This window comes from Variovorax sp. CF079, from assembly GCF_900101545.1.
Taxonomy (GTDB): domain Bacteria; phylum Pseudomonadota; class Gammaproteobacteria; order Burkholderiales; family Burkholderiaceae_C; genus Variovorax.
On the sequence record NZ_FMZU01000004.1, the window covers coordinates 257,967 to 283,576 of the forward strand.

Genomic DNA, 25,610 nt, shown 5'->3' on the forward strand with positions numbered 1-25,610 from the left:
CGCGAGGGCTCCAAAACCCCCGAATTTGTCGCCGAATCCCGACAAGCTCTGGAGTCGCACTGAGGATGTTCAATCGAATCAACGACTTAGCTGCGTCGCTCGTCGGCGACAGGATCGCCGCCGGGCGACGCCGCGTCGGCCTTGAAGTGGCCGGGCGTGAGTTCGTGCTTCTGCAGCAGCCGGTAGAACTCGGTGCGGTTGCGGTCTGCCAGGCGCGCCGCGTCGGCCACGTTGCCGTCGGTCAGCTTGAGCAGGCCGACCAGGTAATCGCGCTCGAAACGCTGCTTGGCTTCGGCGTAGGTCTGGACCTCGACGCTCGGCACGCGCAGTGCGCGCTGCACCAGCGCCAGCGGGATCAGCGGCGAGCTCGAAAGCGCGCAGACCTGCTCGACCACGTTGAACAGCTGCCGCACATTGCCCGGCCACGAGGCGGTGGTCAGCGCCTTCAGCGCCTCGGGCGCGAAGCCGGAGAGGCGCTTGCCGTACTTGGTCGAGAGCCGCTGGAGGAAATGGTTGGCCAGAAGCGGAATGTCTTCGCGCCGCGCCGCGAGCGTCGGCAGATTCAGCGTGACGACATTGAGCCGGTAATAGAGATCTTCCCGGAACTGCCCGGCTTCCATGGCCGCATCGAGATCGCGGTGGGTGGCGGAGATGATCCGCACATCGACCGTGATCGACTGGGTTGCGCCCACCGGCCGCACCGCGCGCTCCTGCAGCACCCGCAGCAGCTTGACCTGCAGGGCCGGCGGCATGTCGCCGATCTCGTCGAGCAGCAGCGTACCGCCGTCGGCCTGCTGGAACAGGCCCTTGTGGTTGGCGACCGCGTCGGTGAAAGCGCCCTTCATGTGGCCGAAGAGCTCCGACTCCAGCAGCGCCTCGGGGATGGCGCCGCAATTGACCGCCACGAAGGGCTTGTCGGCGCGCGCACTGGCGCGGTGGATCGCACGCGCCAGCAGCTCCTTGCCGGCGCCGCTGTCGCCGCGCAGCAGCACGCTGGCGTCCGACTTGGCCACCATGCGCGCCTCGGCCAGCAGCTCGGACATGCGGTTGCTCCGGCTCACGATCTCCGAGCGCCAGCTTTCGTCGCCGCCCTTGCCGCTGCCGGTCGTCGGCGCGCCGAGCGCCAGCGCCTGGGCGATCTTGTCGAGCAGCTCGCGCGCGTCGTAGGGCTTGGTCAGGTAGGTGAAGACGCCGCGCGCCGTGGCCTCGACCGCGTCGGGAATGGTGCCGTGCGCGGTCAGCAGGATCACCGGCAGCGTCGGATGGCGCTTGCGGATCTCGTCGAACAGCGCCAGGCCGTCGCGGCCCGGCAGCCGCACGTCGCTCAGGACCAGCTGCGGATGCTCGATCTCGAGCTGCGTCAGCGCCGATTCCGCCGAGGTCACGGCCGTGACCTGGTAGCCGGCCCCGGTGAGCCGCATTGACAGCAGGCGCAGCATGTCCGCGTCGTCGTCGACGACGAGGAGGCGGGCGCCGCTGCTGCTGTTGCTCATGGTGCGGGCTTGGGCGTGCTCGGCACCGGGGCCGCCGGTGGCGGGCTGTTGGGCCGTGAAAAGCTGCGCTCGATCGCGCGCAGCGCCTCGATGCGGTCGTTCAACTGGTCGATGCGCCGCTGGCTGTCGCGCAGCTGTTGGGCCTGCCGTTCGCGGTCGTCCTCGACGCGGCGCTGCTCCTGGTAGCGGGCAGCGAGCGCGCGGGCCAGCGGCTGCAAGGGCTGGGCATCGGCCGAGGGGTTGGCGGCCACGCGCTGCATCAGGCCGATGGCGCGTACGAGGTCGGCCGGAACGCGGGTCTGCGCCAGAACCAGCGCGACCTGCATCTGCGTCAGGGGGGCGTCGCCGGGCTCGCCGAGGCGCGCGAGTTCGGCCGCGAGTTCGTTGCCGCCGAGCGGCCGCACCCTGTCGGCGTAGGCGAGCAGGGCGGCCACCGGGCCCTGCGTGAGCTGCGTGAACACCAGGGCCGGCTGCGTGGCCGGAGCCATCGGCTCGGCTTCGACCGGCATGACGGGCGGGGGCGGCGGCGGCGCGGGCACCACGGCGACGGCTTCGGCCGGCGGCTTGGGAGGTGCGCTGCACGCGGCGAGCAGCATCGGCACGACGAGCGTCACGACGAAAGCGGATCTGCGGACGATCGGAGAAAAAAGCATGGGTCGGAAGTAGCGCGTGGAGCGGCAGAGTTCAGGCGGAGCGCGGCAGTTCGATGCGGAAGCGTGCGCCGGGCCCCTCCGGCAGCAGCGTGATGCGGCCGCCATGAGCCGCAATGTACTCCTGCACGATCGACAGCCCGATCCCGGTGCCCTTGACCGAATGCTGGGGTTGCCGCTCGCCGCGGAAGAAAGGTTCGAAGATGCGGTCGCGATCGCCCTCGGCGATGCCGGGGCCGGCGTCCTCGATGTCGATGCGCGCGGTGTCGGCCGTGCTCGAGACGGCGATCGCGATGGTGCCTCCGCGGGCCGAAAAACGGATCGCGTTCGACAGCAGGTTGGCCAGCGCGGTGCCCAGCTTCACCGGGTCCACCACCACTGCGATCGGCTCGCCTTCCGCCCGCACCGTGAGGCCGTTGGCCTGCCACTGCAGGCGCTGGGCCTCGATCTGTTCCTCGATCAGCGGCAACAGCGGCGTGCGCTGGCGGCGCAGCTCGCGCGCCTCGAAGGCCGCCGCGTTGAAGCGCAGCAAGGCCTCGATCTGTCCCTGCAGCGCGATGGTGTTCTGCTGCAGGATCTGCGCGACCTCGCGCTGCGCCGGGTTCAAGGCGCCGGTCACGCCGTCTTCCAGCAGCGAGACGCCTTCGCGCAGCGCGGCCAGCGGTGTCTTGAGTTCATGCGACACGTGACGCAGGAAGCGTGCCTTGTCGGCGTCCAGCTCGGTGAGCCGCAGCCGCAGCCATTCGAGTTGCTGCGATACGCGGCGCACGTCGGCCGGGCCGCGGATGTCGATCGGCTCGTCGAGCCGATTTTCCCCGAGCCCGACGATGGCGTGCTCCAACCGCTTGAAGGGCCGCGCCAGCCAGATGCCGAAGGCGAGCGCGAGCGATACCGCCAGCGCGCTGGCGGCCAGTACCTCGCGCATCAGCCGCCGGCGCGCGTTCTCGATGCGCTGCGCGAGCGCGTTGTTCTGCGTCTCGATCAGGAACTGGACCTGCTGCGCGATGTTGGTGTTCAGCGCGTCGAGGTCTCGGAATTGCATCGCCATCGAGCTCTCGCGCGCGAGCGCGGTCTCGGGAGCGCCGCCCATCAGGCCCTCGATCACGCTCATCTGGGCCCGCCACTGGTCGGGGCCGGCGGACGGCAGGCCGTTGACGCCAAGGCGATCGAGCACGTGGCGGGCGTCGCGCGCGGCCTCGTCGAAACGGCGGCGCAGCACCGCATCGTTGAGCACCAGCGACTGGCGCCCCGCGCGCTCCATCGCGGCGCTGCGCTCGGCCAGCGACTGCGCCGCGCCCGACAGCGTGAGGGCGCGCGCGGCCGCGTCGCGGCTCTGCGTCACCAGCGCGTCGTACTGGAACACCGAACGCAGCGCGACGCCCACGAGCAGCGCCGTGATCAGCAGGAACGCGAACAGCAGCAGCTGCCGGAACGAGCCGCGCGCCGACTTCAGTTTCGCCATCAGGCCGCCGGCACCGCGGCTTCGCGGGCCGATGCCTGGGGCGATTCGGCGGTCGGGACCTCGCCGCGCAGCGTGTAGGCCAGCGAGCGGGTGATGCGCACGTCGATCATGCGGCCGACCAGCCGCGCATCGCCTTCGAAATTGACCACCCGGTTGCACTCGGTGCGGCCCATCAGCTCGTGCGCATCCTTGCGCGAAGGTCCTTCGACCAGCACGCGCTGCAGCGTGCCGACGCGGCTTTCGCCGAAGCGCTTGACGTTGCCGTCGATCACGGCCTGCAGCCGCTGCAGCCGTGCGAGCTTGACCGCATGCGGCGTGTCGTCGGGCAGGGCGGCCGCCGGCGTGCCGGGGCGCGGGCTGAAGATGAAGCTGAAGCTGTTGTCGAACTCGAGATCGTCGATCAGCTTCATCATCTTGTCGAAGTCGGCATCGGTCTCGCCCGGGAAGCCGACGATGAAGTCGCTGCTGAGCGAAAGGCCGGGGCGGATGGCGCGCAGCTTGCGCACCGTGCTCTTGTATTCCATCGCCGTGTAGCCGCGTTTCATCGCCATCAGGATGCGGTCGCTGCCGTGCTGCACCGGCAGGTGCAGGTGGCTCACGAGCTGCGGCACGCGGGCATAGGCCTCGATCAGCCGCGGTGTGAACTCGTTCGGGTGGCTGGTGGTGTAGCGGATGCGCTCGATGCCGGGAATCTCGGCGATGTATTCAATGAGCAGGGCGAAGTCGGCGATCTCCGCTGTGTCGCCCATCCTGCCGCGGTAGGCATTGACGTTCTGGCCCAGCAACGTGACTTCGCGCACGCCCTGGTCGGCCAGGCCCGCGACCTCGACCAGCACGTCGTCGAGCGGGCGGTTCACTTCCTCGCCGCGCGTGTAGGGCACCACGCAGTAGCTGCAGTACTTGGAGCAGCCTTCCATGATCGAGACGAAGGCGGTCACGCCCTCGACCCGCGCCGGCGGCAGGTGGTCGAACTTCTCGATCTCGGGGAAGCTGATGTCGACTTGCGGCCGGCCTTCGCGCTCGCGCTGGTTCAGCATCTCGGGCAGGCGGTGCAGGGTCTGCGGGCCGAAGACCACGTCGACGTAGGGCGCACGCGCGATGATGGCCGCGCCCTCCTGGCTCGCCACGCAGCCGCCGACGCCGATCTTCACGCCGCGGGCCTTCAGATGCTTGACGCGGCCCAGGTCGGAGAACACCTTCTCCTGCGCCTTCTCGCGCACCGAGCAGGTGTTGAAGAGGATCAGGTCGGCCTCGTCCACGTTGGTGGTCGGCTCGTAGCCCTGGGCGGCGTGCAGCACGTCGGCCATCTTGTCCGAGTCGTACTCGTTCATCTGGCAGCCGAAGGTCTTGATAAAAACTTTGGGGGTCATGGGGTGCTCCCGGTGAGGTCCGGATGGCCTTGCTCTTTCGTCATGGCGCGCCTGGCCGGCGGCAAGGCGGCCGGGCCCTGGCGTCGAAGGCGGGCGCTTTTCTACTGCCCGTAGCGGGGCAGCTGGTCGAACGGCGTCTTGCCGTCGTCGCGCGGGCCGGTGTCGGCCACGAAGGGCCAGAAGTTCAGAAGCGGCTTCTCCGCCGATTCGCGCTTGGCCTGCGCCTCCTCGGGCGTGAGGATCCAGACTTCGCGCACCAGGCCGGCGGCATCGCGCGTGTAGTTGACCAGCAGGTTTTGGCCGGTGATGGAGGCCGGCATCACCAGCATGTGCTGGGCGCTGCGGATGCGCGCGCCCGGCGAGAGCCGCTCGGGCTGGCCGTCGAGCTGGATCTCGGGGGGGTTCACCACCATGAATTTGCCGCGCAGAGTGCCGACGGGGAAATTGCGGCCGCCTGCGGCGGCTTCGTTCTGGGTTTGCGGCACGGGCGCGTCCTGGGCCCAGGCGGGCGCCATTACTGCGCCGAGCGCTACTAAAATGAGAGCATTCCAGGGGGTGATGCAGCGGTTCATGGTGTTCATCCAGAGGCTGTGGGAGCGGGGATTCTAGCGGCCCGTTCCCTGTCGGCCCACGCCGGAGCCGCGTCCATGGCGTGCGGTCCCTCATGGTCGCTTTACTTATCTTTACGGGGGTGATGGACTCTTGCAGTCCGCCGCTGCTCCAATGGTCGCTGTCAGGTAAAAGTGCACCCACTGCGCCTGCGATCCGCCCACGATCCAACGTATACGCCCCATGAAGAAGAACCTCGTCCTCGCCTTTGCGGGCGTGTTGATCGTCGCCGCCTCAGCCGGCACCTGGTGGTGGTCCGGCGCCAAGACGCGCAGCGCGCCAGAAGCCGGCGCGCCGACCGCGGGCAAGGGTGCGGCGCCCAACGGGGGCGCGGTGGCGCTGGTCACGCTGGCCGCCGCGCAGCGGCAGGACGTGCCGGTCACGGTGCAGGTCAACGGCAGCGTGGTTTCTCTCAACAGTGTGGACCTGCGCCCGCAGGTGATCAACACGGTGCGCGAGGTGCATGTGAAGGAAGGGCAGTTCGTGAAGGAGGGCCAATTGCTCTTCACGCTCGACGACCGTCCCGACCAGGCCAACCTCGCCAAGGCGCGGGCGCAGCAACAGAGGGACGAGGCCACGATGGCCGATCTCGAGCGCCAGCACAAGCGCAGCCAGGAGCTCGTGGCGCAGAACTTCATCGCCAAGGCTGCGGCCGACGCGACGCTGTCGCAGCTCGAGGCGCAGCGCGCCGCGGTGGCGGCCGATCGCGCGGCGGTGCAATCGGCGCAGGTGGCGCTGGGCTATGCGACGCTGCGCGCCCCGATCGCCGGGCGCATCGGCGCCGTCAACATCTATCCGGGCACGCTGGTGCAGCCCAGCCTGTCGCTGGTCACGATCACGCAGCTCGACCCGATCGCGGTGAGCTTCCCGGTGCCCGAAGGAAAGCTGCAGGACCTGCTGGCCGCGGCCCGTTCTCACACGCCGGTCGAGGCGCTCGTGACCGGGCGTAAGGCGCCGATGAAGGGCGCGCTGAATTTCGTCGACAACACGGTCGACCCGCTGATCGGTACGGTGCGCGCCAAGGCGGTGTTCGACAACGCCGACCAGGGCCTCTGGCCCGGCCAGTTCGTCGAGACCCGCGTCACCGTGCGCACCATCGAGGGCGCGACGGTGGTGCCGGCGGCCGCGATCATGATGCTGACCGAGGGCAGCTCGGTCTACGTGGTCGATGCCAACAAGACGGCCGCGCGCCGCAAGGTCGAGACGCTCCACAGCTTCGGCACGCAGGTCGCGGTGCGCGGCGTCGAGCCGGGCGAGCAGGTGGTCATCGAGGGCAAGCAGAACGTGCGTCCCGGCGGCAAGGTGCGCCTCGACGCAGCGGCCACGCCACAGCAACAGCAGCGGCCCGGCGGCACGACGCCCGAGGCCACGCCCGGCAGCGCGGCCTCGGTCGCGCCCTCCAACGCCAGCCTGGTCGCGGAGCGGGAGCGCTCATGAACATCTCCGAGCTTTGCATCCGTCGTCCGGCGATGACGGTGCTGCTCTCTGCCGCCGCGGTGGTGGCCGGCATCTTTGCCTATTTCCAGATCCCGGTCGCGGCGCTGCCGAGCTACAACACGCCGGTCATCAACGTCAACGCGCAGCTGCCGGGCGCCAGTCCGGACACCATGGCTTCCTCGGTCGCGCTGCCGCTCGAAAAACAGTTCTCCACCATCCCCGGGCTTCAGACCATCAGCTCGGTCAACACCCAGGGCGTGACCTCGATCACGCTCGAGTTCGTGAGCAGCCGCGACATCGATGCGGCCGCGGTCGACGTCCAGGCTGCGCTGCTGCGCGCGCAGCGGCAGCTGCCGATCGAACTCACCCAGCTGCCGTCCTATCGCAAGGTCAACCCGGCGGACGCGCCGGTGCTGTTCATCGCGATGGTGTCGCAGTCGATGAGCCCGGCCGAGCTCAACGACTATGCCGAGAACCTGATCTCGCCGACGCTGTCGACCATCGACGGCGTGGCCCAGGTCGTGGTCTACGGGCGCAAGGCCTTCGCGGTGCGCGTCAAGGCCAACGCCGACCTGCTCAACGCGCGCAACATCACGCTCGACGAGCTGGCCGACGCGGTGCGCTCGGCCAATGCCAATACCCCGGTCGGCGTGCTCGACGGCCCGCGCCAGACGCTCACGATCCAGGCCAACGAGCAACTGATGAAGGCCGCCGACTTCGCCAAGCTGATCGTCGGCCAGCGCAATGGGGCGCCGGTGCGTCTGGACGAGGTCGCAACTGTCGAGGACAGCTTCGAGTCGGTCAAGACCGGGAGCAGCTTCAACGGCCAGAACTCGATCTCGCTGGCGGTGCAGCGGCAGCCCAACGCCAACACGGTGCAGGTGGTGGACGCAGTGCGCGCGCTGATGCCGCGCTTCAAGGAAGAGCTGCCGCAGTCGGTCGAGATCAACATGGTCAACGACCGGTCGATCTCGATCCGCGAGGCCGTGCACGACGTGCAGGTGACGCTGCTCGGCACCGTGCTGCTGGTGGTGCTGGTGATCTTCCTGTTCCTGCACCGCGTAGTGGCGACGCTGATTCCGGCCGCCACGATCCCGATCTCGCTGATCGGCGCGGTGGCGCTGCTCGCCGCCTTCGGCTACAGCCTGGACAACGTGTCGCTGCTGGGCATCACGCTGGCGGTCGGGCTGGTGGTGGACGACGCGATCGTGGTGCTTGAGAACATCATGCGCTACGTCGAGAAGGGCATGGAGCCGATGGCCGCCGCGCTGCGCGGCGCGCGCGAGGTGGGCTTCACCATCATCTCGATCTCGATCTCGCTGGTGGCGGTGTTCATCCCGATCTTCTTCATGCCGGGCGTGATCGGCCTGCTGTTCCACGAGTTCGCGGTGGTGGTGGGCCTCGCGGTCATGGTCTCGGCCGTGGTGTCGCTCACGCTGGTGCCGATGCTCGCGAGCCGGCTGCTCCGGCATACGCCGCGTGCCCACGGCGCCCTGGACCATGAGGAAGGCCACCCGGAGCCGGGCACTGCAATCGGGCGCGGCTTCGAGCGGGGCTACCGCTGGGTCCACGGCAGCTACCTGCGCTCGCTCGACTGGACGCTGCATCATCGCAAGCTCATGCTGGTCGTCGCCGCATCGACCTTCGCGCTGACGGCGTGGCTGTTCATCGTCATCCCGAAGGGCTTCTTCCCGGAGGAAGACATCGGGCAGATCTTCATCACGACCGAAGCCGCCGAGGACATCTCGTTCCCGGCGATGAAGGTCTTGCAGGATCGCGTGGCCGAGGCCGTACAGGCCGATCCGAACGTGGCCTATGTCAACTCCTTCGTCGGCGTCGGCGGTTCGAGCTCCACGCAGAATGCCGGCCGATTGTTCGTGGTGCTAAAGCCGCGCAAAGAACGCGCCGCCATGGCGCAGGTGATGGAGTCCCTGCGCACGCGCTTTCGCGAGATCGCGGGCATCACCGCCTACATGCAGCCGCTGCAGAACCTGCGCCTGGGCGGCCGGCAGAGCAAGGCGCGCTTCCAGTACACGCTGCAAAGCGTGAGCGCCGGCACCATGAACGTCTGGGCCGACCGGCTGATGGAGCGCATGCGCGCCGACCCGGCTTTCCGCGACGTGACCAGCGATTCGCAGAACCGCGGCCTGCAGGCCACCATCGACATCGACCGCGACAAGGCCGGCGTGCTCGGCGTCGAGGTCGGCGACCTGCGCACCGCGCTCTACAACGCCTATGGCGACCGGCAGATCGGCAGCATCTACGGCCCCAGCAACACCTACCAGGTGATCCTCTCGGCGGCCGACGACGACCGCCAGTTCGAGGAGGACATGGCACGCCTCTCGGTGCGCAACAAGGCCGGGCAGCTGGTGCCGCTGTCGGCCTTTTCGACGGTCAAGCGCACCGTCGGCCCGACCTCGGTCAACCACCAGGGGCAGCTGCAGGCCGTGACGGTGTCCTTCAACCTCGCGCCCGACGTGCCGCTGGGCAATGCGACCGCCAAGGTCGACCAGTTCAAGGCCGAGCTCAAGATGCCGGCCTCGATCATCACGAGCTACGGCGGCGACGCCGCGGTGTTCCAGAGCTCGCAGGCCAGCCAGGCGGTGCTGCTGATCCTGGCCGTGCTGGTGATCTATGTGCTCCTGGGCGTGCTCTACGAGAGCTATATCCATCCGCTGACCATCCTGGCCGGCCTGCCTTCGGCGGCGGTCGGGGCGCTGCTGTCGCTCAAGCTCTTCGGCTTCGACCTGACGCTGATCGCGACCATCGGCATCCTGCTTCTGATCGGCATCGTCAAGAAGAACGCGATCATGATGATCGACTTCGCGCTCGATGCGCAGCGCACCCAGGGCATGCAGCCGGTCGATGCGATCCGCGAGGCCTGCCGGCTGCGTTTCCGCCCGATCATGATGACCACGCTGGCGGCCATGATGGGCGCACTGCCGCTCGCGCTGGGCCTGGGCGCCGGCGCCGAACTGCGCCAGCCGCTGGGCGTGGCGGTGGTCGGCGGGCTGATCTTCTCGCAGGTGATCACGCTCTACATCACGCCGGCGATCTACCTCGCGCTGGACCGCTACAGCGGCAGCGGGCCGATGCAGGAACTGCCTGAGGAAAAGCTGGCGCACGACGTGGCGCCGGGGGCGGCTGGATAGCGCCGCTGGGAGCCATCCGCCCTGGCCGGCCCGGTCCCGTAGCCGCCATCTAAGTTGTTGATTTATATCGATTCACCGCATAAATTCAGATTTCTGTATTTTTGCGGTGATGGAGGATGACCCTCACCCTTTCCGGTTCTCTGCCGACGAAGGCCTGTGGCCGGTCCAGGCTGTCTGCGCCTCGGTACTCACGAGCGCACCGCGCTTCGAGCACGTGGTCATTTCGCCCACTGGCCGCATGGCGCTCATGAGCACTATCGCGCCGGCGACCTTCGTGGAGTTCAAGCGCTGGCTGGCAGAAGCGGCTTTGCAGCGCGAGGTCGCCAAGCGCCGCCGCGCCCGATTGCAGGCGGAGATCGTGCAGGACTTGCTGGACCAAGGCCTGCTGGTGGTCTGAGCACCGGAAACGGACGAGGAAGGGGGCGTTCAATGCACCGGATCGCGCTGCCAGGCCGCGGCGCTGCGCGCTCCGCCCGCATGCGTGCCGGCGCGACCCGTTGCAGCGGAATGGGCCGAGGCCGTACCGCCATGCGTCACGCGCAGCGCCCAATCGCACACCACCTTCATGAAGATCTGCTGCGAGGCCATCGAGGTGAGGCTGTGGTCGATTTCGCCGATGAACTCGTATTCGAACTGCTGCATGAAGGGCTCGTCGGCAAAGGGCCCCAACTGGTCGCGGTGGCGATCCGTCACGTGCATGGTGCCGGTGTAGAAAAGCAGCACCGCCACGTTGCGCTCCGCCAGCTGCGTCATCGAGCGGCGGAACAGCGCGGCCGTGACCTCCGGCGGTTCGGGCTCGAAGATGCTGGGCGAGGCGGCGGCCGCGGCGCTGGCCGAGAACTTGCGCTGCAGCCAGCGCACCGTCTTGCCGATCACGGCCGGATTGGTCGGCACCGCCAGCGCGCGGTGCAAGGTGCGCTCCCAGCGCGCGCGGCGGCCGGGGAAGGCGTAGCCGTCGAACATCAGGAGCCCGATCACGCGCGCATCGGCAACGGCGAGCGAAAGCCCGTTGGTGGCGCCCGAGCACAGGCCGATCGCAATGAAGCGTCGGATGCCGAGCATGGTCTGGATCAGGTTCATCGCCGCCTGCAGATCGAACACCGCCTGCGTAAGGAAATGCTCGGAGCCGCCGGCCGGGCCGCTGTCGCCCAGGCCCGCGAGGTCGAAGCGGATGCTGCTGATGCCGCGTGCGGCCATCTGCCGCGCCAGCTTCACGTTGATGCGCCGAGGCCCGATCCGGTGGTTCGCGCCCATGTTGAGCATGAGGCAGGCGACGGGCGCCAGCGAGCCCTCTGAGGGCGTCGTGATGACGCCGATCAGCGAGCCGTCGGGCCCGAACTGGACGGGGATTTCCTTGTAGTCATTCATGGACTTCTGCCAGCAAGCGTTGCAGGGCCTCAGTGGGGACCATCGCGTTATTGGGATGCGGATCGGAGGTCCAGATCAGGGGGTGCTGGAACGGCGTGACGCGCAGCGGCATGTGGCGGGCCGTCTCCTTGCCCGCCCATTGATGGGCAACATGGTCATCGGCATCGGCGAGCACCACCGTTTCGTGCAGCGCCGTGAGCTGCAGGGCTTCCGGGCCGAGCGCACGCAACTGCTGGCGCAGGATCGGCGACACGCCGAAGCCGAAGATCTCGTCGGTGAAGGCATCGCCGTCCTTCGCCAGCCGGCGCCGCCATGCCGGGTCCGGCACGCAGAAGGAACGTTCGAGCGCATCCACGTGGCCGGCGCGCAGCTCCTCGACGTAGCGCGCACCGTCGACGATCGGGTCCCACAGGATCAGCCGGGCCGGATCGCAGCGCCCACTCTTGGCCGCCAGCACCGCCAGCGCGGCGCCCAGGCGCGCGCCGAGCCAGACGATGCGCCGGCTGCCGGCGCGGCGCCGCAGCTCCTCGTGCGCGGTGCAGACGTCGCGCCGCCAGCCTTCGAGATCGCCGTCGGTGTCCTCGCCGGGCGAATCGCCGCTGCCGTGGTAGTCGAAGCGCAGCACCGCCACGCCGGAACGCGCGAGCCGGTCGGACAGCACGCGGAACAGGCGATGCGCGCGGACCGCCTCCTGCCCGAGGGGCGGGCAGATCAGCACCGCGATGCCGCTCTCGCGCTCAGGCGAATGGAAGAGCCCGAAGAGCTGCCGCGAGGCCGGGCCGAAGAGCATCGGAGTCATGCGTAAGTCTCGCTTTCGACGGCGGGCAGGCGCTGTACGACAACCGCCTCTTCGCATATCAGCACCCGTGCCACTGCACACAGGGCGCCCTGGACATCATGGAAGGAAGACAGCGCCAGGCGTACCACGCCATCGGCGGAGGTGATCTTCACTTCGCGCGAATCGGGCACCACGCCCACGTCGAAGCTGCGCGTGTCGACCGAGAGGCCCATGCCGGTGGCCTTCAGGCAGGCCTCCTTGCGGGTCCAGCAGGCGAGGAAGGCGCGGTCGCGTGCGCTGGGTTCGAGCTGGGCCAGCGCATGCCGCTCGGCCTCGGTGAAGTAGCTGGCGGCCAGCGCCGCCGCGTCCGGCATCGGGCGCAGCAGTTCGACATCGACGCCCACTTCGGCCTCGTCGCAGACCGCGATCAAGGCCACCGACTGGCTGTGGCTCAGGTTGAAGCGCAGCTGCGCATGCTCGACCAGCGTGGGCTTGCCGAAGGCGCCGTTGTCGAACTCCAGCAGGCTCGCGGGAATGCCGCATTGCGCGGACAGCGTCTCGCGCAGGGCTGCATGGGCGGCGACGAAACGGTTGCGGTCACGCCGGAAGACGAAGCGCCGGGCGCGCTCCCACTCGGCCTCCGACAAGGAAGCCACCGCCTGCGGCGCCGGCGTGGCGTCCAGGTCGACCTGCCAGAGGCGGCATTGTGCCGAGGAGGGGAGTTGTGTGATCGTCATGGTGGCCTCGTCAGCTCTTGCGGCTCCAGCCGGAGAATACGCGGCCGAGCAGGCCGCCGCGCCGCGACTCGCCCTCCGCCGACGCCGCGGCCAAGGCGTCGAGCGCGATGCCGGCAGCGGCCGACGCCAGCTGCCCCAGGCCTTCGAACACATAGCGGCGCGGTTCCACGCGGAAGCCCATCACCTGTTCGGCCTGCTGGATCACGCGCATCGCGAGCAGCGAGTCGCCGCCCAGGTCGAAGAAGTTGTCGTGGGCATGGATGTCGTTGACGTCGATGCTGAGCGCGCTGGCCCAGATCTGGGCCAGCTTCGCCTGTTCGGGCAACAGCAGCACCTGCGGCTGCGCCTGCCGCGGTCGCGCGGCCACGGTTTGCGCCGCGGTGGGCGCCGGCGCCGCGTCGGCCGCGAGCCGCTGCAGGTAGCTCGCGCTGTCCGAGCCGGCCGGCGCCGCGATGGCTTCCAGCGTGGCGTCCGGCTGCTGCGCGACCAGGCGCAGCAGCTCGAGGTAGCGCTCCTTGAAGGCGGCGCCGGTCTCGCGCTTGTAGATGTCGGCGTTGTAGACCACCGCGCCTTCGAGGCCGTCGGGCTTGTCCATCAGCCAGATGCCGAGATCGTCGGTCGCGCCGCGCTGCGGCAGGTGCATCTGGCGGTGCTGGAGGCCGCCGATGTCGCGCGGCCGCTCGCGCGCATCCTGGAACGAGAACAGGGCCTGGTAGAGCCCCACGCCCTGCGCGCGCTCCACGAACTCCGGCTCGCTGACCAGGCGCTCGAAGGGGATCTGCTGGTGGCTCATCACCGCGATCAGCTCCTGCTTGACATAGCGCATGAACTCGCCGAAGCGCAGCGAGCGGTCGATCTGGAAGGACAGCGGCAGCACGTTGTTGAAGAAGCCCATCACCGGCTCGAGCTCGGGCGCCTCGCGGCCGCGCACCGGCGTGGCGATGACGATCGAGCGGCTATCGATGATGCTGCTCATCATGAGAATATAGACGCCCAGGGTCAGCATGTTGAGCGTGACGTCGTGGCGCTGGCCGGTCTCGCGCAGCCGCTCGGTGAGCGCCTTGTCGACATTGATCCAGTGCGCGCCACCCTGACCGCTCATGCCGGCGCGGCGCGGCATGTCGGTGCGCGGCGCCTTCGGCGTCGGCGAGTTCGCGAAGCGGTCCTTCCAGTAGCGCAGCTGGAGTTCGGCCTCGGGCTCGGTGAGCCAGCGCGCATACCAGTCGGCGTAGTCGCCGTGGGTCACGGCCAGTTCGGGCAGGCCGTGCGCCTCGCCGCGCACCAGCGCGCCGTAGATGGCCGACAGCTCGCTTTGCAGGATGTCGAAGGACCAGCCGTCCCAGATCAGGTGGTGCGGCACGAACACGAAGGCATGATCGTCGGCCGCGATCTTGTAGAGCGCCGCGTGGAACATCGGTGCGCGATGGATGTCGATCGGCTGGTCGGCCATTTCGTGCATGCGCTCGACCAGCTCGGCTTCGCGCTGGTCTTCGGGCAGGTGGCCGAGGTCGATCACCGGCAGCTCGTAGGCCAGCTCCTTCGCGATCAGCGCGGCCGGTGCGCCGGTGGCCGGATCGGCACCGACAGCGGTGCGCAGCGACGGTTGCCGCTCGATCATCACGCGCAGCGCCGCCTTGAACTTCTCGATGTCCAGCGGCCCGCCGAGCCGGTGCGCGGATGGGGCGTTGTAGGTCGAACGCCCGGGATGCAGCTCCTCCACGAAGCGGATGCGCTCCTGCATCGGCGTGAGCGGTGCGCTCCTGCGGTCCGCGACATGCGCGATGGGTGCGCTGCGCGGCGCGTTGCTGCCGTCGAGGCCTTCGATCGCCGCGGCCAGCCGTTCGGCCGTCGGCGCCTCGAACAGCATGCGCAGCGGCACCGTGAGCTCGAACTCGCGGCTCAGCAGGGTAGCCAGGCGCGCCGCCAGCAGCGAATGGCCGCCCAGCGAGAAGAAGTCGTCGCGGATGCCGAGGCCTGGCAGGTTGAGCACGCGCTCCATCGTTTCCATCACGATGCGTTCGCGCTCGTTGCGCGGCGCCAGCCGCTCGCTCGTCTCCTGCCGCGTCGCGCTGGGCTTGGGCAGCGCCTTGCGGTCCACCTTGCCGTTGGGCAAGAGCGGAATGGCGTCGAGGCCGACCACATGCTGCGGCACCATGTACTGCGGCAGGCGGCTGCGCAGATGGCGGTCGAGCGCGGCCAGGTCGACCGTGGCGCCCGGCGAGGCCGCGAGGTAGGCCACCAGGCGCACGTCGCCCGGCTGGTCTTCGCGCGTGACGACCACGCTGCGCGCCACGCCCGGCGCCTCGTTGCAGCGCGCCTCGATCTCGCCGAGCTCGATGCGGTAGCCGCGCACCTTGACCTGGAAGTCGAAGCGGCCCAAGTGTTCCAAGAGGCCGTCGTTGCGCCAGCGGCCGCGGTCGCCGCTGCGGTAGATCAGTGTGTCAACGCCGTCGATGGCGGTCGTCACGAAGCGCTCGGCCGTGAGCTCGGGCCGGTCGAGGTAGCCCAGTGTCACGCCCATGCCGCTGATGCAGATCTCGCCCGGCACGCCGACCGGGCAGGGCTGCAGGTTGCTGTCGAGGATCCAGACGCCGGTGTTTGCCATCGGGCGGCCGATCGAGACGCCGCGCGCCGCGACGATCGGGCGCTCCATGCGCCAGACGGTCGACCACACGGTGGTTTCCGTCGGTCCGTAGAGGTTCCAGAGCTCGCTCGTGCGGCCCATCAATTCGAGCGAGAGATCCGCCGGCACCGGCTCCGCGCCGATCCAGGCGCGGAAGCCGCGCGGACCGGACCACTCTGCATCGAGCAGCAACCGCCACATGCCGGGCGTGGCCTGCAGGATGGTGATGGCTTCGGACTCGAGCAGCGCGCGCAGCCGGTTGCCGTCCATCGCGACCTCGCGCTGCACGATCACGATCTCGGCGCCCGCCGCCAGCGGCAGCATCACCTCGGGCACCGCCATGTCGAAGGACAGCGTGGTCACTGCGGCCATGCGATCGCTCGCGCCGATGCCCGGCTCGCGCTGCATGGTCTGCATCAGGTTCGCCGCCGCGCGGTGCGGCACGCAAACGCCCTTGGGCTTGCCGGTCGAGCCGGAGGTGTAGATCACGTAGGCCGTGTCTTCGCCCTGCGCATCCTGCGCGCCGGGCACGAGCGGCGTGGGCGCTTCGTTCTGCCAGCTGGTGTCCAGGTTGAGCAGCAGCACGCGGTCGGCCGCGTCTTCGCGCCACATCTTCGGCGCCGCGGCGATCGAGGAGCTGGTCAGCAGCAGCCCGAGCTTCGCGTCTTCGGCGTAGTAGTCCAGACGCGCCTGCGGGAAGGCGGGGTCGAGCGGCACATAGGCGGCGCCGCTCTTGAGCACCGCGAGCAGGGCCACGAACATGTCGAAGCCGCGGTCCAGGCACAGGCCGACACGTTCGCCGCGGCCCATGCCGCGCGCACGCAGCGCATGGGCCAATTGATTCGAGCGTTCGTCGAGTTCGCGGTAGCTCATGCGCTGGGCGCCATCGCGCAAGGCCGGCTGTGCGGGCTGTGTCGCTGCATGCGTCATGAAGCCCGCATGCATCAGCGGCGCGCCTTCCAGCGGCGTCGGCGCTGGCTGCAAGGCCGCGAGAGCATGCGCTTCGGCGGGCGACAGGAGCTCGAGCCGGCCGACCGGCCGCGTCGGATCGCGCACCACGGCGCGCAGCAGGGATTCGTACATGCCGAGCCAGCGGCGCACGGTCGCGTCGTCGTAGAGGTCGGCGTTGTACTGCGCCTCCATCTGCATGCCGCCCACCACGGGCGTCACGTTGAGGAAGAGCTCGAAGTTCTCGTAGCGGCGCGCGATGGTGCTCTGCTCGACCTGCAGGTCGGGAAAGTTGCCTTCGTTGGGCGCGGCATCGCGGTCCACGTTGAACAGCACGTTCACCAGCGGCAGCCGGCTGGGGTCGCGCGGCACGGGCAGCTTCTTGAGCAGCGCGCCGTAGGTCAGGGTCTGGTGTTCGAAGGCGTCGAGCAGGGCGCTGCCCGACTGGCGCGCCAGCGCATCGAAGCGAGCCTGGGCGTCGACCGCCACGCGGATCGGCAGCAGGTTGACGCAGTGGCCCACCAGCGAGGGCATGTCGCTGGGCATCTGGCCCGCGGCCGCGATGCCGATCACCAGGTCGTCCTGCGCCGTCAGGCGGTGCAGGGTCGCGGCGAAGGCGCCGAACATGGTCGCGAACAGGCTGGTGCCCGAGACGGCGCCGACCTTGCGCAGACCGTCGATCAGGTCCTGGCTCAAGACGTGGTCGATGCGGTAGGCATTGAAGGTGCGCACGGCAGGCCGCGGGCGGTCCAGCGGCAGCTCCAGCACCGGCAGGCTGCCGCCGGCGAAGCGCGAGAGCCAGTAGCCGACGTGGGCATCCATCTCGGGGCTGTTCGCCTCTTGCGCCTCCCAGGCGGCGTAGTCGGAGTACTGGGCCGCCGGCTCCAATGCCGGACCGGCGCCGATCTGTTCGGCATAGAGACTGCCGAGGTCCTGGCTGATCACGCCCCAGGACCAGCCGTCGCAGACCGCGTGGTGCGCGCTCATCACGAGCACATGGTCGATCGGCGACAGCCGGTAGAGCGCGGCCCTGAAGAGCGGACCCTGTTCGAGCTGGAAGGGCTCGAGCACGGCGGCCACGCCGTCTTCCTCGAGCCTGCGCTTCTGCGCCGCCGCATCGAGCGCGCCGAGGTCGTGTTCGGCCATGTGGACCGGCGCGGCCTCGCCGATCAGCAACTGCGTGCCATCGGGCGAGATGGTGGCGCGCAGCGATTCGTGGCGCCCGACCAGCCGGTCGAGTGCGCTGGCGAGCGCACGCGTGTCCAGCGTGCCCTTGAGCCGCAGCCGGAGCGTCTCGTTGTAGGCGAGCGAGGCTTCCGGACTCAGGCGATCGCCGAGCCAGACTTCGCGTTGCGCCTCGGTGGTCGAGACGACGCGCTCGATCAGGCCCGAGGCGAAGGGATCGAAATCCTCGGTGGCGTCCTCGGCGGACAGGGTGGCGACTGCGTCGATCATGCTTTGTACTTCGTGAATTTGCCTTGGGCGTTCGGATCGGGCACGAACCAGGCGGGTTGGCCATCCTTGTCGCGGCCCAGCCGCGCATCGGGTGCGGGCGGATGCGAGGGGTCGAGCACTGTCTTGGGCGCGGCGCGGCGCGGCAGTAGCTCGGCTTCCTGCATCTCGGCGATCGATTCCTTGAAGGCGGACTTGATGGTCGCGATGTCCTGCTGCGAATGCGCGGCCGTCATGAAGCAGGGGAAGTTGTCGAGGATGTGCACGCCGCGGCTGCGCATCATCGCGAACAGCAGGTCCTGCAGCGGATGATCTTCCAGCCAGCTCACGCGCCACAGCGAGGAGAAGTAGCGGATCTCGACCGGCGCGCCGACCTCGCGGCAGAAGGCCGAGAGCTCGTCGGCCATGGCCGCGGTGTGCAGGTTGAGCTGGGTCTGCAGCTTGTTGTTGTCTGCCTTCAGGTGCTCGAGCGCGGCCTTGGCCGCGGCCAGCGCGAGCGGATGCCGCACGAAGGTGCCGGCGAAGTAGGTCACGCCTACGGTGGGCACCGAATCGTCGCCGTACTGCCAGGGGCCGCCGTCGAGCGCATCCATGTACTGTCGCCTGCCGGCGATCACGCCGACGGGGAAGCCGCCGCCCAGCACCTTGCCGTAGGTGGCGAGATCGGCGCGGATGCCGAACAGCGCCTGCGCACCGCCCAGGTCGCAGCGGAAGCCGGTGATGACCTCGTCGAAGATCAGGCAGGTGTCGGATTTTTCGGTGATCGCGCGCACCTCGCGCAGGAACTCGCGCGGCTGGAAGTCGGGCCGGCGGCTCTGCACCGGCTCGACCAGCACGGCGGCCAGGTCCTCTGCGTTGGCGCGGATGAATTCGAGCGCCTCGGGCGTGCCGTAGTCCAGCACGCGCACATCGCCGAACATGCCCTGCAACACGCCGGGTGCCGCCGACATGCCCTTGGCATTGCGGCCCGCGCGCACCAGCACTTCGTCGAAGGTGCCGTGGTAGGAGCCGGTGAAGAGCACCACGGTACTGCGGCCGGTGACGGTGCGCGCGATGCGCAGCGCCGCCATCACCGCCTCGGAACCGGTGTTGCACAGGCCCGCGCGGTCGAAGCCGGTGAGCTCGCACAGCAGCCGGGTGACTTCGGCGGCCAGCGGATGCTGCGGGCCGATCTCGTAGCCGAGCTCGAGCTGCTTCTTCACCGCTTCGTTGATGAAGTCGGGCGTCCAGCCGAAGAGGTTCATGCCGAAGCCGTTGAGCGTGTCGACGTACTCGTTGCCGTCGATGTCCCACATGCGCGAGCCCTTGGAGCGCTCGATCACGATCTGGTAGGTGATCTCCTTGGTCGCGGGCCGGAAGCCGTTGACCACGCGCGGGTCGGCCATGTGCGGGCGGTTGCGCTCGGTGAAGGCCTTGCTCTTCTGCGTGCGCTCGACGTAGCGGCGCATGAAGGCCGCGAGCCGCGCCTTCTGGCGCTCGGTCGGCTCCTTGCTCTGCGTGTGGATGCGCGCGATGGCGCCGAAAGCCTTCTTGACGTCGTACTTCGGCGCGACGGGCGGCTCCTCGGCAGCCGGCTCGGGGGTGTTGGACGCCGTGGCCGCGGCGGTGGCCATGGGCGTGGGTTGCTCCACCGCCGGGGCCGGCAGCACGGGGCTGGCCGGAACCGTCGGCGCCGCCGACAGCAATGCGAGTTGCTGTTGCATCAATTGCATCTGTTGCGCGATGACCTGCTGCACCAGGCTGCTGTTGCCGCCCGCCATGGCCGCCGCGGGCTGCATGGCCGGCAGCGCTGCCGACAGCGCCGCAAGCACCGGCTGCTGCGGCACGGCGGCGGGCATCGCCGGCGCGGCCTGCGGCACCACCGCTGCTGCAGCATCCGGCGGCAACGTGGCGTCGAGGAACTCGGCCAGCGCGTCGAAGCTGCGATAGCTCTCCATCAGCTGCCGGAAAGTCAGGTTGACCTTGAAGGTCTTCTTGACCTGCAGCGCGGCCTGCGTGAGCGTGAGCGAGTCGAGGCCGATCTCGACGAAGGGCGCGGCGCCGTCGACGTCGGCCATGTCGGCGCCCGAGAGGTTCTCGAACAGCTCGCGCAGGCGCGTGACGAGGGAGGCGCGGCGCGCGGGTGGCGCGGAAGTGGCGACGGTCATTGTCAACTCCGGAATCGATGGGGTCAGGGGCACGGATGGGGCAGGAATTTCGGCGGGCAGTGCAACGGCGGCCGGCGCCGACGCGATGTCGACCCAGAAGCGCTTGCGTTCGAAGGGATAGGTGGGCAGGCGCACGCGCTGCTTGCGTGCGCGCGTATCGAGGGCGGCCAGGTCGATCTCCACGCCCTGGGCCCAGAGCCGGCCGGCGCCGAGCCGCCAGGCGGCGCTCTCGCTGCTCGTCTGGTCGGCAAGCAGCGAGGCCGCCGGCGCGGGCAAGGCCTTGCTCGCGTGCTGGCGCACCAGGGTGGCCAGCGTGTTGCGCGGGCCGATCTCGACGAAGAGCGGATGCGCGAGCTGGGCCAGCACTTCGCGCACGGCGGGCGAGAAGCGCACCGTCTCGCGCAGATGGCGCGCCCAATAGTGCGGGTCGGTCGCTTCCTGGGCGCTCAGGAGGCGGCCGGTGAGGGTCGAGTAGATCGGGAGGCGGGGCAGGGCGAGCGGCGTCTCGCGCACCAGCGCCTCGAAGGGCGCGACCGCCGCGTCCATCATCGCCGAGTGGAAGGCATGCGAGGTCTGCAGCGTCTTGGCGACGATGCCCCTGGCTTCGAGCTCGGCGCGCAGCTTCTCGATGGCATCGCTCGGGCCCGCGGCCACGCAGACCGCCGGGCCGTTGTCGGCTGCGAGCGAAATTCCTTCGGGCAGGAGCGGCTGCAGCTCGGCGGCCGGCAGGCGCACCGAGAGCATGGTGCCGGCGGGCAATGCCTGCATCAGCGCGCCGCGCCGCGCGACCAGGCGGGCCGCATCCTCGAGCCGCATCACGCCGGCCAGCACGGCGGCGGCGAACTCGCCGACGCTGTGGCCGATCATCGCGGCCGGCTTCACATCGAGCGCCATCAGCTGGCGCGCCAGTGCGTATTCGAGCGCGAAGGTCGCGGGCTGCGTGACCGAGGTCGGCGCCAGCGCGGCTGCATCGTCCGAGAACATGCGCTCGCGCAGGTCGAAGCCGAGCACGCTCTCGAAGGCCTGCAGGCATTCGTCGAAGGCGGCGCGGAAGACGGCATCGCCGGCATACAGCGTGCGACCCATGCCGGCGTATTGCGCACCTTGGCCGGGGAACATGAAGACCGGCTGCGGCACCCAGGCATTGACCGCGGCGCCGGCGCGGGCGGCCGAATCGGCGCTGCGCAAGGCCGTCACGGCTTCGTCGATGGATTCGGCGACCACGCAGGCGCGCTGGGCGAACTGCTTGCGTCCCACGCGCAGCGTGTGGGCGACGTCGGCCAGGGACAGTTCGCGGTGCGCGTCGAGGTGGTCGGCCAGCCGGGTGGCGGCGGCCGCGAGCGCCGCCGGCGTCCGCGCGGAGAGCGTGAGCAGTAGCGGGCCGCTCGCCGGATCGGAGGGCGCGGCGAGCGGCGCTTCCTCGACGATCACGTGCGCATTCGTGCCGCCGACGCCGAAGCTGCTGACGCCGGCACGCCGCGGCGCGGCCTCGCGCGGCCAGGGGCGAAGCTGGCTGTTCACGCGGAAGGGCGTGGCCTCGAAATCGATGACCGGGTTCGGCGCGTCGTAGTGCAGGCTGGCCGGGATCGCCTCGCAGTGCAGCGCGAGGGCGGTCTTGATGAGGCCGGCCGCACCCGCAGCGGTGACCATGTGGCCGACATTGCTCTTCAGCGAGCCGATGGTGCAGAAGTCGATGTCGGCGGTGTGCGCGGCAAAGGCGCGCGTCAAGCCTTCGACCTCGATCGGGTCGCCCATCGGCGTCGCCGTGCCGTGCGTCTCGACATAGGAGATGCTGCGCGCCTCGACGCCGGCCGAGGCGAGCGCCGCTTCGATCACCGCGGCCTGGCCGTCCACGCTGGGCGCGGTGAAGCTGGCCTTGGCGCCGCCGTCGTTGTTGATGCCGGCGCCGCGCAGCACCGCGTAGATGGTGTCGCCGTCGGCGATCGCATCGGAGAGCCGCTTGAGCAGCACGACGGTCGCGCCATCGCTGAACACCGTGCCCTTGGCCCGGGCGTCGAAGCTGCGCGTATGGCCGTCGGGCGACAGCATCGAGCCTTCGTTGTAGAGATAGCCGCTCTTCGGCGGGCAGGTAACGGAGGCGCCGCCCGCCAGCGCCATGCGGCACTGGCCGGTGCGCAGCGCGAAGAAGGCCTGGGCGATCGCCACCAGCGAGGTCGAGCAGGCGGTGTGCACGCTCACGGCCGGGCCGGTCAGGTTGAGCTTGTTCGCCACGCGCGTGGTGATGTAGTCCTTCTCGTTGGCCAGCATCACCTGGAACTCGCCGACCATCTCGACCAGGTCGGGCCGCGTCGACACGTGGCGCTGGAAGTAGCTGGCGTTGGACATGCCGCCGTACACGCCGACCGGGCCGGGCGCCTGATCGGGCACGTAGCCGCCGCGTTCCAGGCATTCCCAGCAGATCTCGAGGAACACGCGCTGCTGCGGGTCCATCAGCTCCGCTTCCTTCGGGTTGATGCCGAAGAAGGCGGCGTCGAACTGATCGATGTCGTCGATCACGCCGCGGGCGCGCACGTAGAGCGGGTCGGCGCGCAGCGCTGCGCTGACGCCGGCGTCGAGCGTCGCATCGTCGAAGAAGCTGATCGACTCGCGCCCGGCTATCAGGTTGTCCCAGAACTGTTCGACATCGGCGGCGCCCGGGAAGCGGCCGGCCATGGCGATCAGCGCCACCGGCTCCATGTCGCTGCCGGTGGCAGGCTTTGCTGCCGGTGTGCGCTCGCGCTGCGGCGGTGCGGGCTCGTCGTCCTGCGCCTGCATGTCGGCGGCCAGCGCCGCGGGCGTCGGTTGGCGGAAGAACAGGTTGCTCGAGAGGCGGCGTTCGCTGCCCTGCTGCAGATCGCGCAACACCCTGAGCACCAAGAGCGAATCGCCGCCGAGGTCGAAGAAGTTGTCGCTGCGGCCGACCTGGTCGAGGCCCAGGGCGCGCGCGAAGGCGGCGCAGACGCGGCGCTCCGTGTCGCTGCGCGCTTCCTCGAAGGGCTGTGCGAGCTCGGGCCGTTGCCGCGGCGGCTCGGGCAGTGCGCGGCGGTCCAGCTTGCCGTTGGTCGTGACCGGCAGCTGTTCGAGCCAGACCTGGGCCGCGGGCAGCATGGCTTCGGGCAGGCGATCGGCGAGATGCTGGCGCAGCGTGGTCCAGGGCAGCTCGGCGCCGCGCGCCACGAGGTAGGCCACGAGGCGCAGCCGGCCCGCAGCGTCCGCGCGCGGCACGACCGCACAGGACTTGATGCCGGGATGGGCGAGCAGCGCGGCCTCGACCTCGCCGATCTCGATGCGATGGCCGCGGATCTTCACCTGGCCGTCGATGCGGCCGATATATTCGATGCTGCCGTCGGGCAGCCAGCGCGCCTGGTCGCCGGTGCGGTAGAGGCGCTCGCCGGGCCCGCCGAAGGGATCGGCCACGAAGCGTTCGGCGCTCAGGTCGGAGCGCTGCAGGTAGCCGCGCGCCAGGCCGCGCCCGCCGATGCAGAGCTCGCCGACCAGGCCGGCGGGCAACATCGCCATCGAGGGGCTCAGCACGCGCAGCACGGTGTCGTTGATCGGGCGGCCGATGGGCACCGAGCGCGCGTCGGCCGCGAGGTCCTGCGGAATCCGGTGCGTGGCCGCGAAGGTGGTGCACTCGGTCGGTCCGTAACCGTTGATCAGCGTGAGCCCGGGCAACGCCGCGAGCGCGCGCCGCACGTGCGGCACCGACAGCGCCTCGCCGCCGGTGAGCAGCTGGCGCAGGCCTGCGAGTTGCGCGGGATCGTCGTCGACCACCGCATTGAACAGGCCGGCGGTGAGCCAGGCGGTCTTCACCGAGTGTTGGGCGATGGCGCGTGCGAGGCCGGCGCCCGTGGGCACCTTCTCGTCATGCACCACGCAGATGCCACCATTGAGCAACGGGCCCCAGATCTCCAGCGTCGAGGCATCGAAGCCCAGCGGCGCCGCATGCAGCATGGCCTCGCCCGCACGGAGTTCGACATAGTGCGCGTCGACCACGAGGCGCAGGATCGAGCGATGGCAGATCTCGATGCCCTTGGGCGTGCCGGTCGAGCCGGAGGTGTACATCACGTAGGCCACCGATTCGCCGTCGGCCGCGGCCGGTGCGAGCGGCGGCAGCGCGGCATCTTGGCCGGCATCGTCGTCGATGGACAGCAGCGCCCGCTCGCTCGGCACCAGCTGCCGGTACGCGGCCTGCGTCACGACCAGGCCGACGTCGGAATGCGAGAACATGAAGGCGATGCGCTCGACCGGGAAATCCGGCTGGACCGGCACATAGACGGCGCCGGCCTTCAGGATGCCGAGCATCACGATCACGGCCGCGCTCGAGCGGTCGAGCATCACGCCCACGGTGTCGCCGGCACGGATGCCGTTCGCCTGCAGGCGGCGCGCCATCAGTTCGGCGCGCTCAGCCAGCTCGCGGTAGCTCAGCGCACCTGCGTCGCCGACGAGCGCGATCGCATCGGGCCGGCGGGCGACCTGGCGGTCGAACATGGCTTGGACGGTCAGCGCCGCGTCATAGGCCGAGGCGGCGCTGTTCCATGTTTCCAGTTGGCGCTGGCTGTCGAGGGCCGGCAGCGTGCGGATCTCGCGCAGGCTCGCGGCGGGGCGATCGAGCAGATCCGAGGCGGTGTCGGCGATGGCCAGCAGCAGGCCGACTTCGATCGCGCTGTCCATCAGCGAAGCGGTGGCGGCCAGCCGGAGCGTCGCCGGCCGGCCCGCGGGCGCATGGAATTCCAGCTGAAGCGAAGGCGCGTCGGCTTGGCCGGCGCTCGCGCCATCACGGAGCCAGAGCGCAAAAGGGGGCGGCGATCCGGCCGTCGATGCGACGACGCTGTTGCGACGTGCGCTGTCGATCGCGGCCAGCCATTGCTGCGCTGTCGTGGTGTCGTCGCAGTTCACCGCGACGCCGGCACCCGGTGCCTCGTGAAACTCCACCGCCGCCAGGCCCAGCCAGCGGGATTGAAGCAGGATCCATGAAGCGGCGAAGAGCGTGTCCGGCAGAAAGCCGGACGCCTGGGCCTGCGCGGCCCACCGGGTCGCGAGTGCCGGCGGGATATCGAGGCTGGAGACTTGCACCGCGGCTTGCCCCGCTGCGCCGGCACGGGGTACGAACAGGTCCCCCAGCGAAAGCGCCGTCGCGTCGGTCGAGGAATTGGGTTGAGGTCCTTGTTCCATGAACTGGTGGCTCCGCTGTTAGCGCTGTTGCTTCCTTGCCTCGTACGCCGGCCTACATGTATCTATTAAGAGTAACTACAAAGCATTCACTCCATGTGCCGGATATTGCCCCTTGACGATGCGTCGCGCCACCGTACAAAAGGCTATGTGCCCAGCCTATGTCGTTTGGATGTTCTGCAACACTCGACGCATTTGGTTGCGACTGCGGT

At 69.5% G+C, this 25,610-nt stretch carries 13 protein-coding genes; 3 read left to right on the top strand and 10 right to left on the bottom strand.

What is annotated here, in order from left to right:
- Positions 1 to 86: 86 nt before the first annotated feature.
- The 5 genes from BLS74_RS07180 to BLS74_RS07200 form a co-directional block, all read right to left on the bottom strand.
- The gene (locus BLS74_RS07180; RefSeq protein ID WP_093104073.1) at positions 87 to 1,493 is read right to left on the bottom strand and encodes a sigma 54-interacting transcriptional regulator; all 1,407 of its coding nucleotides are present in this window, start codon (positions 1,491 to 1,493) and stop codon (positions 87 to 89) included.
- Positions 1,490 to 2,146, bottom strand: coding sequence for a hypothetical protein (locus BLS74_RS07185; RefSeq protein WP_093104075.1), 657 nt, complete (start codon positions 2,144 to 2,146; stop codon positions 1,490 to 1,492). Before BLS74_RS07185 ends, BLS74_RS07180 begins: the two co-directional genes overlap by 4 nt.
- A gap of 31 nt (positions 2,147 to 2,177) precedes the next feature.
- Positions 2,178 to 3,605 (bottom strand): sensor histidine kinase, encoded by a 1,428-nt coding sequence (locus tag BLS74_RS07190; RefSeq protein WP_093104076.1) that lies wholly within the window; start codon positions 3,603 to 3,605, stop codon positions 2,178 to 2,180.
- Positions 3,605 to 4,975 carry a tRNA (N6-isopentenyl adenosine(37)-C2)-methylthiotransferase MiaB gene (miaB, locus tag BLS74_RS07195; protein ID WP_093104078.1) on the bottom strand — a complete coding sequence of 457 codons (1,371 nt, stop codon included), beginning with the start codon at positions 4,973 to 4,975 and terminating at the stop codon, positions 3,605 to 3,607. The genes BLS74_RS07190 and miaB overlap by 1 nt, the downstream gene beginning before the upstream one ends.
- Before the next feature lie 101 nt (positions 4,976 to 5,076).
- Entirely contained in the window at positions 5,077 to 5,547 is a 471-nt protein-coding gene (locus tag BLS74_RS07200) for a hypothetical protein (RefSeq protein WP_093104079.1), read from the bottom strand.
- A gap of 220 nt (positions 5,548 to 5,767) precedes the next feature.
- On the opposite strand from BLS74_RS07200, the gene BLS74_RS07205 reads away from it, so the two are divergent.
- The 3 genes from BLS74_RS07205 (at position 5,768) to BLS74_RS07215 (ending at position 10,570) form a co-directional block, all read left to right on the top strand.
- Positions 5,768 to 7,021: an efflux RND transporter periplasmic adaptor subunit gene (locus BLS74_RS07205; protein ID WP_093104081.1), complete on the top strand. Its 1,254-nt coding sequence runs from the start codon at positions 5,768 to 5,770 to the stop codon at positions 7,019 to 7,021.
- The gene (locus BLS74_RS07210) at positions 7,018 to 10,173 is read left to right on the top strand and encodes an efflux RND transporter permease subunit (RefSeq protein ID WP_093104082.1); all 3,156 of its coding nucleotides are present in this window, start codon (positions 7,018 to 7,020) and stop codon (positions 10,171 to 10,173) included. Before BLS74_RS07205 ends, BLS74_RS07210 begins: the two co-directional genes overlap by 4 nt.
- A 109-nt stretch (positions 10,174 to 10,282) precedes the next feature.
- The gene (locus BLS74_RS07215) at positions 10,283 to 10,570 is read left to right on the top strand and encodes a GSU2403 family nucleotidyltransferase fold protein (protein ID WP_244503784.1); all 288 of its coding nucleotides are present in this window, start codon (positions 10,283 to 10,285) and stop codon (positions 10,568 to 10,570) included.
- Positions 10,571 to 10,599: 29 nt separating this feature from the next.
- Here the strand turns inward: BLS74_RS07215 and BLS74_RS07220 are convergent, their stop codons facing one another.
- Genes BLS74_RS07220 through BLS74_RS07240 form a run of 5 tightly spaced genes read right to left on the bottom strand, consistent with a single transcriptional unit; the run spans position 10,600 to position 25,401 of the window.
- On the bottom strand, positions 10,600 to 11,541 hold the full coding sequence (locus BLS74_RS07220) for an alpha/beta hydrolase family protein (RefSeq protein ID WP_093104083.1): 942 nt from the start codon (positions 11,539 to 11,541) through the stop codon (positions 10,600 to 10,602).
- On the bottom strand, positions 11,534 to 12,340 hold the full coding sequence (locus tag BLS74_RS07225) for an alpha/beta fold hydrolase (protein WP_093104084.1): 807 nt from the start codon (positions 12,338 to 12,340) through the stop codon (positions 11,534 to 11,536). Before BLS74_RS07225 ends, BLS74_RS07220 begins: the two co-directional genes overlap by 8 nt.
- Positions 12,337 to 13,056, bottom strand: coding sequence for a 4'-phosphopantetheinyl transferase family protein (locus BLS74_RS07230; RefSeq protein WP_093104085.1), 720 nt, complete (start codon positions 13,054 to 13,056; stop codon positions 12,337 to 12,339). Before BLS74_RS07230 ends, BLS74_RS07225 begins: the two co-directional genes overlap by 4 nt.
- Positions 13,057 to 13,066: 10 nt before the next feature.
- Positions 13,067 to 18,082, bottom strand: a complete 5,016-nt coding sequence (locus tag BLS74_RS07235) for a non-ribosomal peptide synthetase (protein WP_093104086.1) — start codon at positions 18,080 to 18,082, stop codon at positions 13,067 to 13,069.
- Positions 18,079 to 25,401: a type I polyketide synthase gene (locus tag BLS74_RS07240; RefSeq protein ID WP_093104088.1), complete on the bottom strand. Its 7,323-nt coding sequence runs from the start codon at positions 25,399 to 25,401 to the stop codon at positions 18,079 to 18,081. Before BLS74_RS07240 ends, BLS74_RS07235 begins: the two co-directional genes overlap by 4 nt.
- Between the last annotated feature and the right edge of the window lie 209 nt (positions 25,402 to 25,610).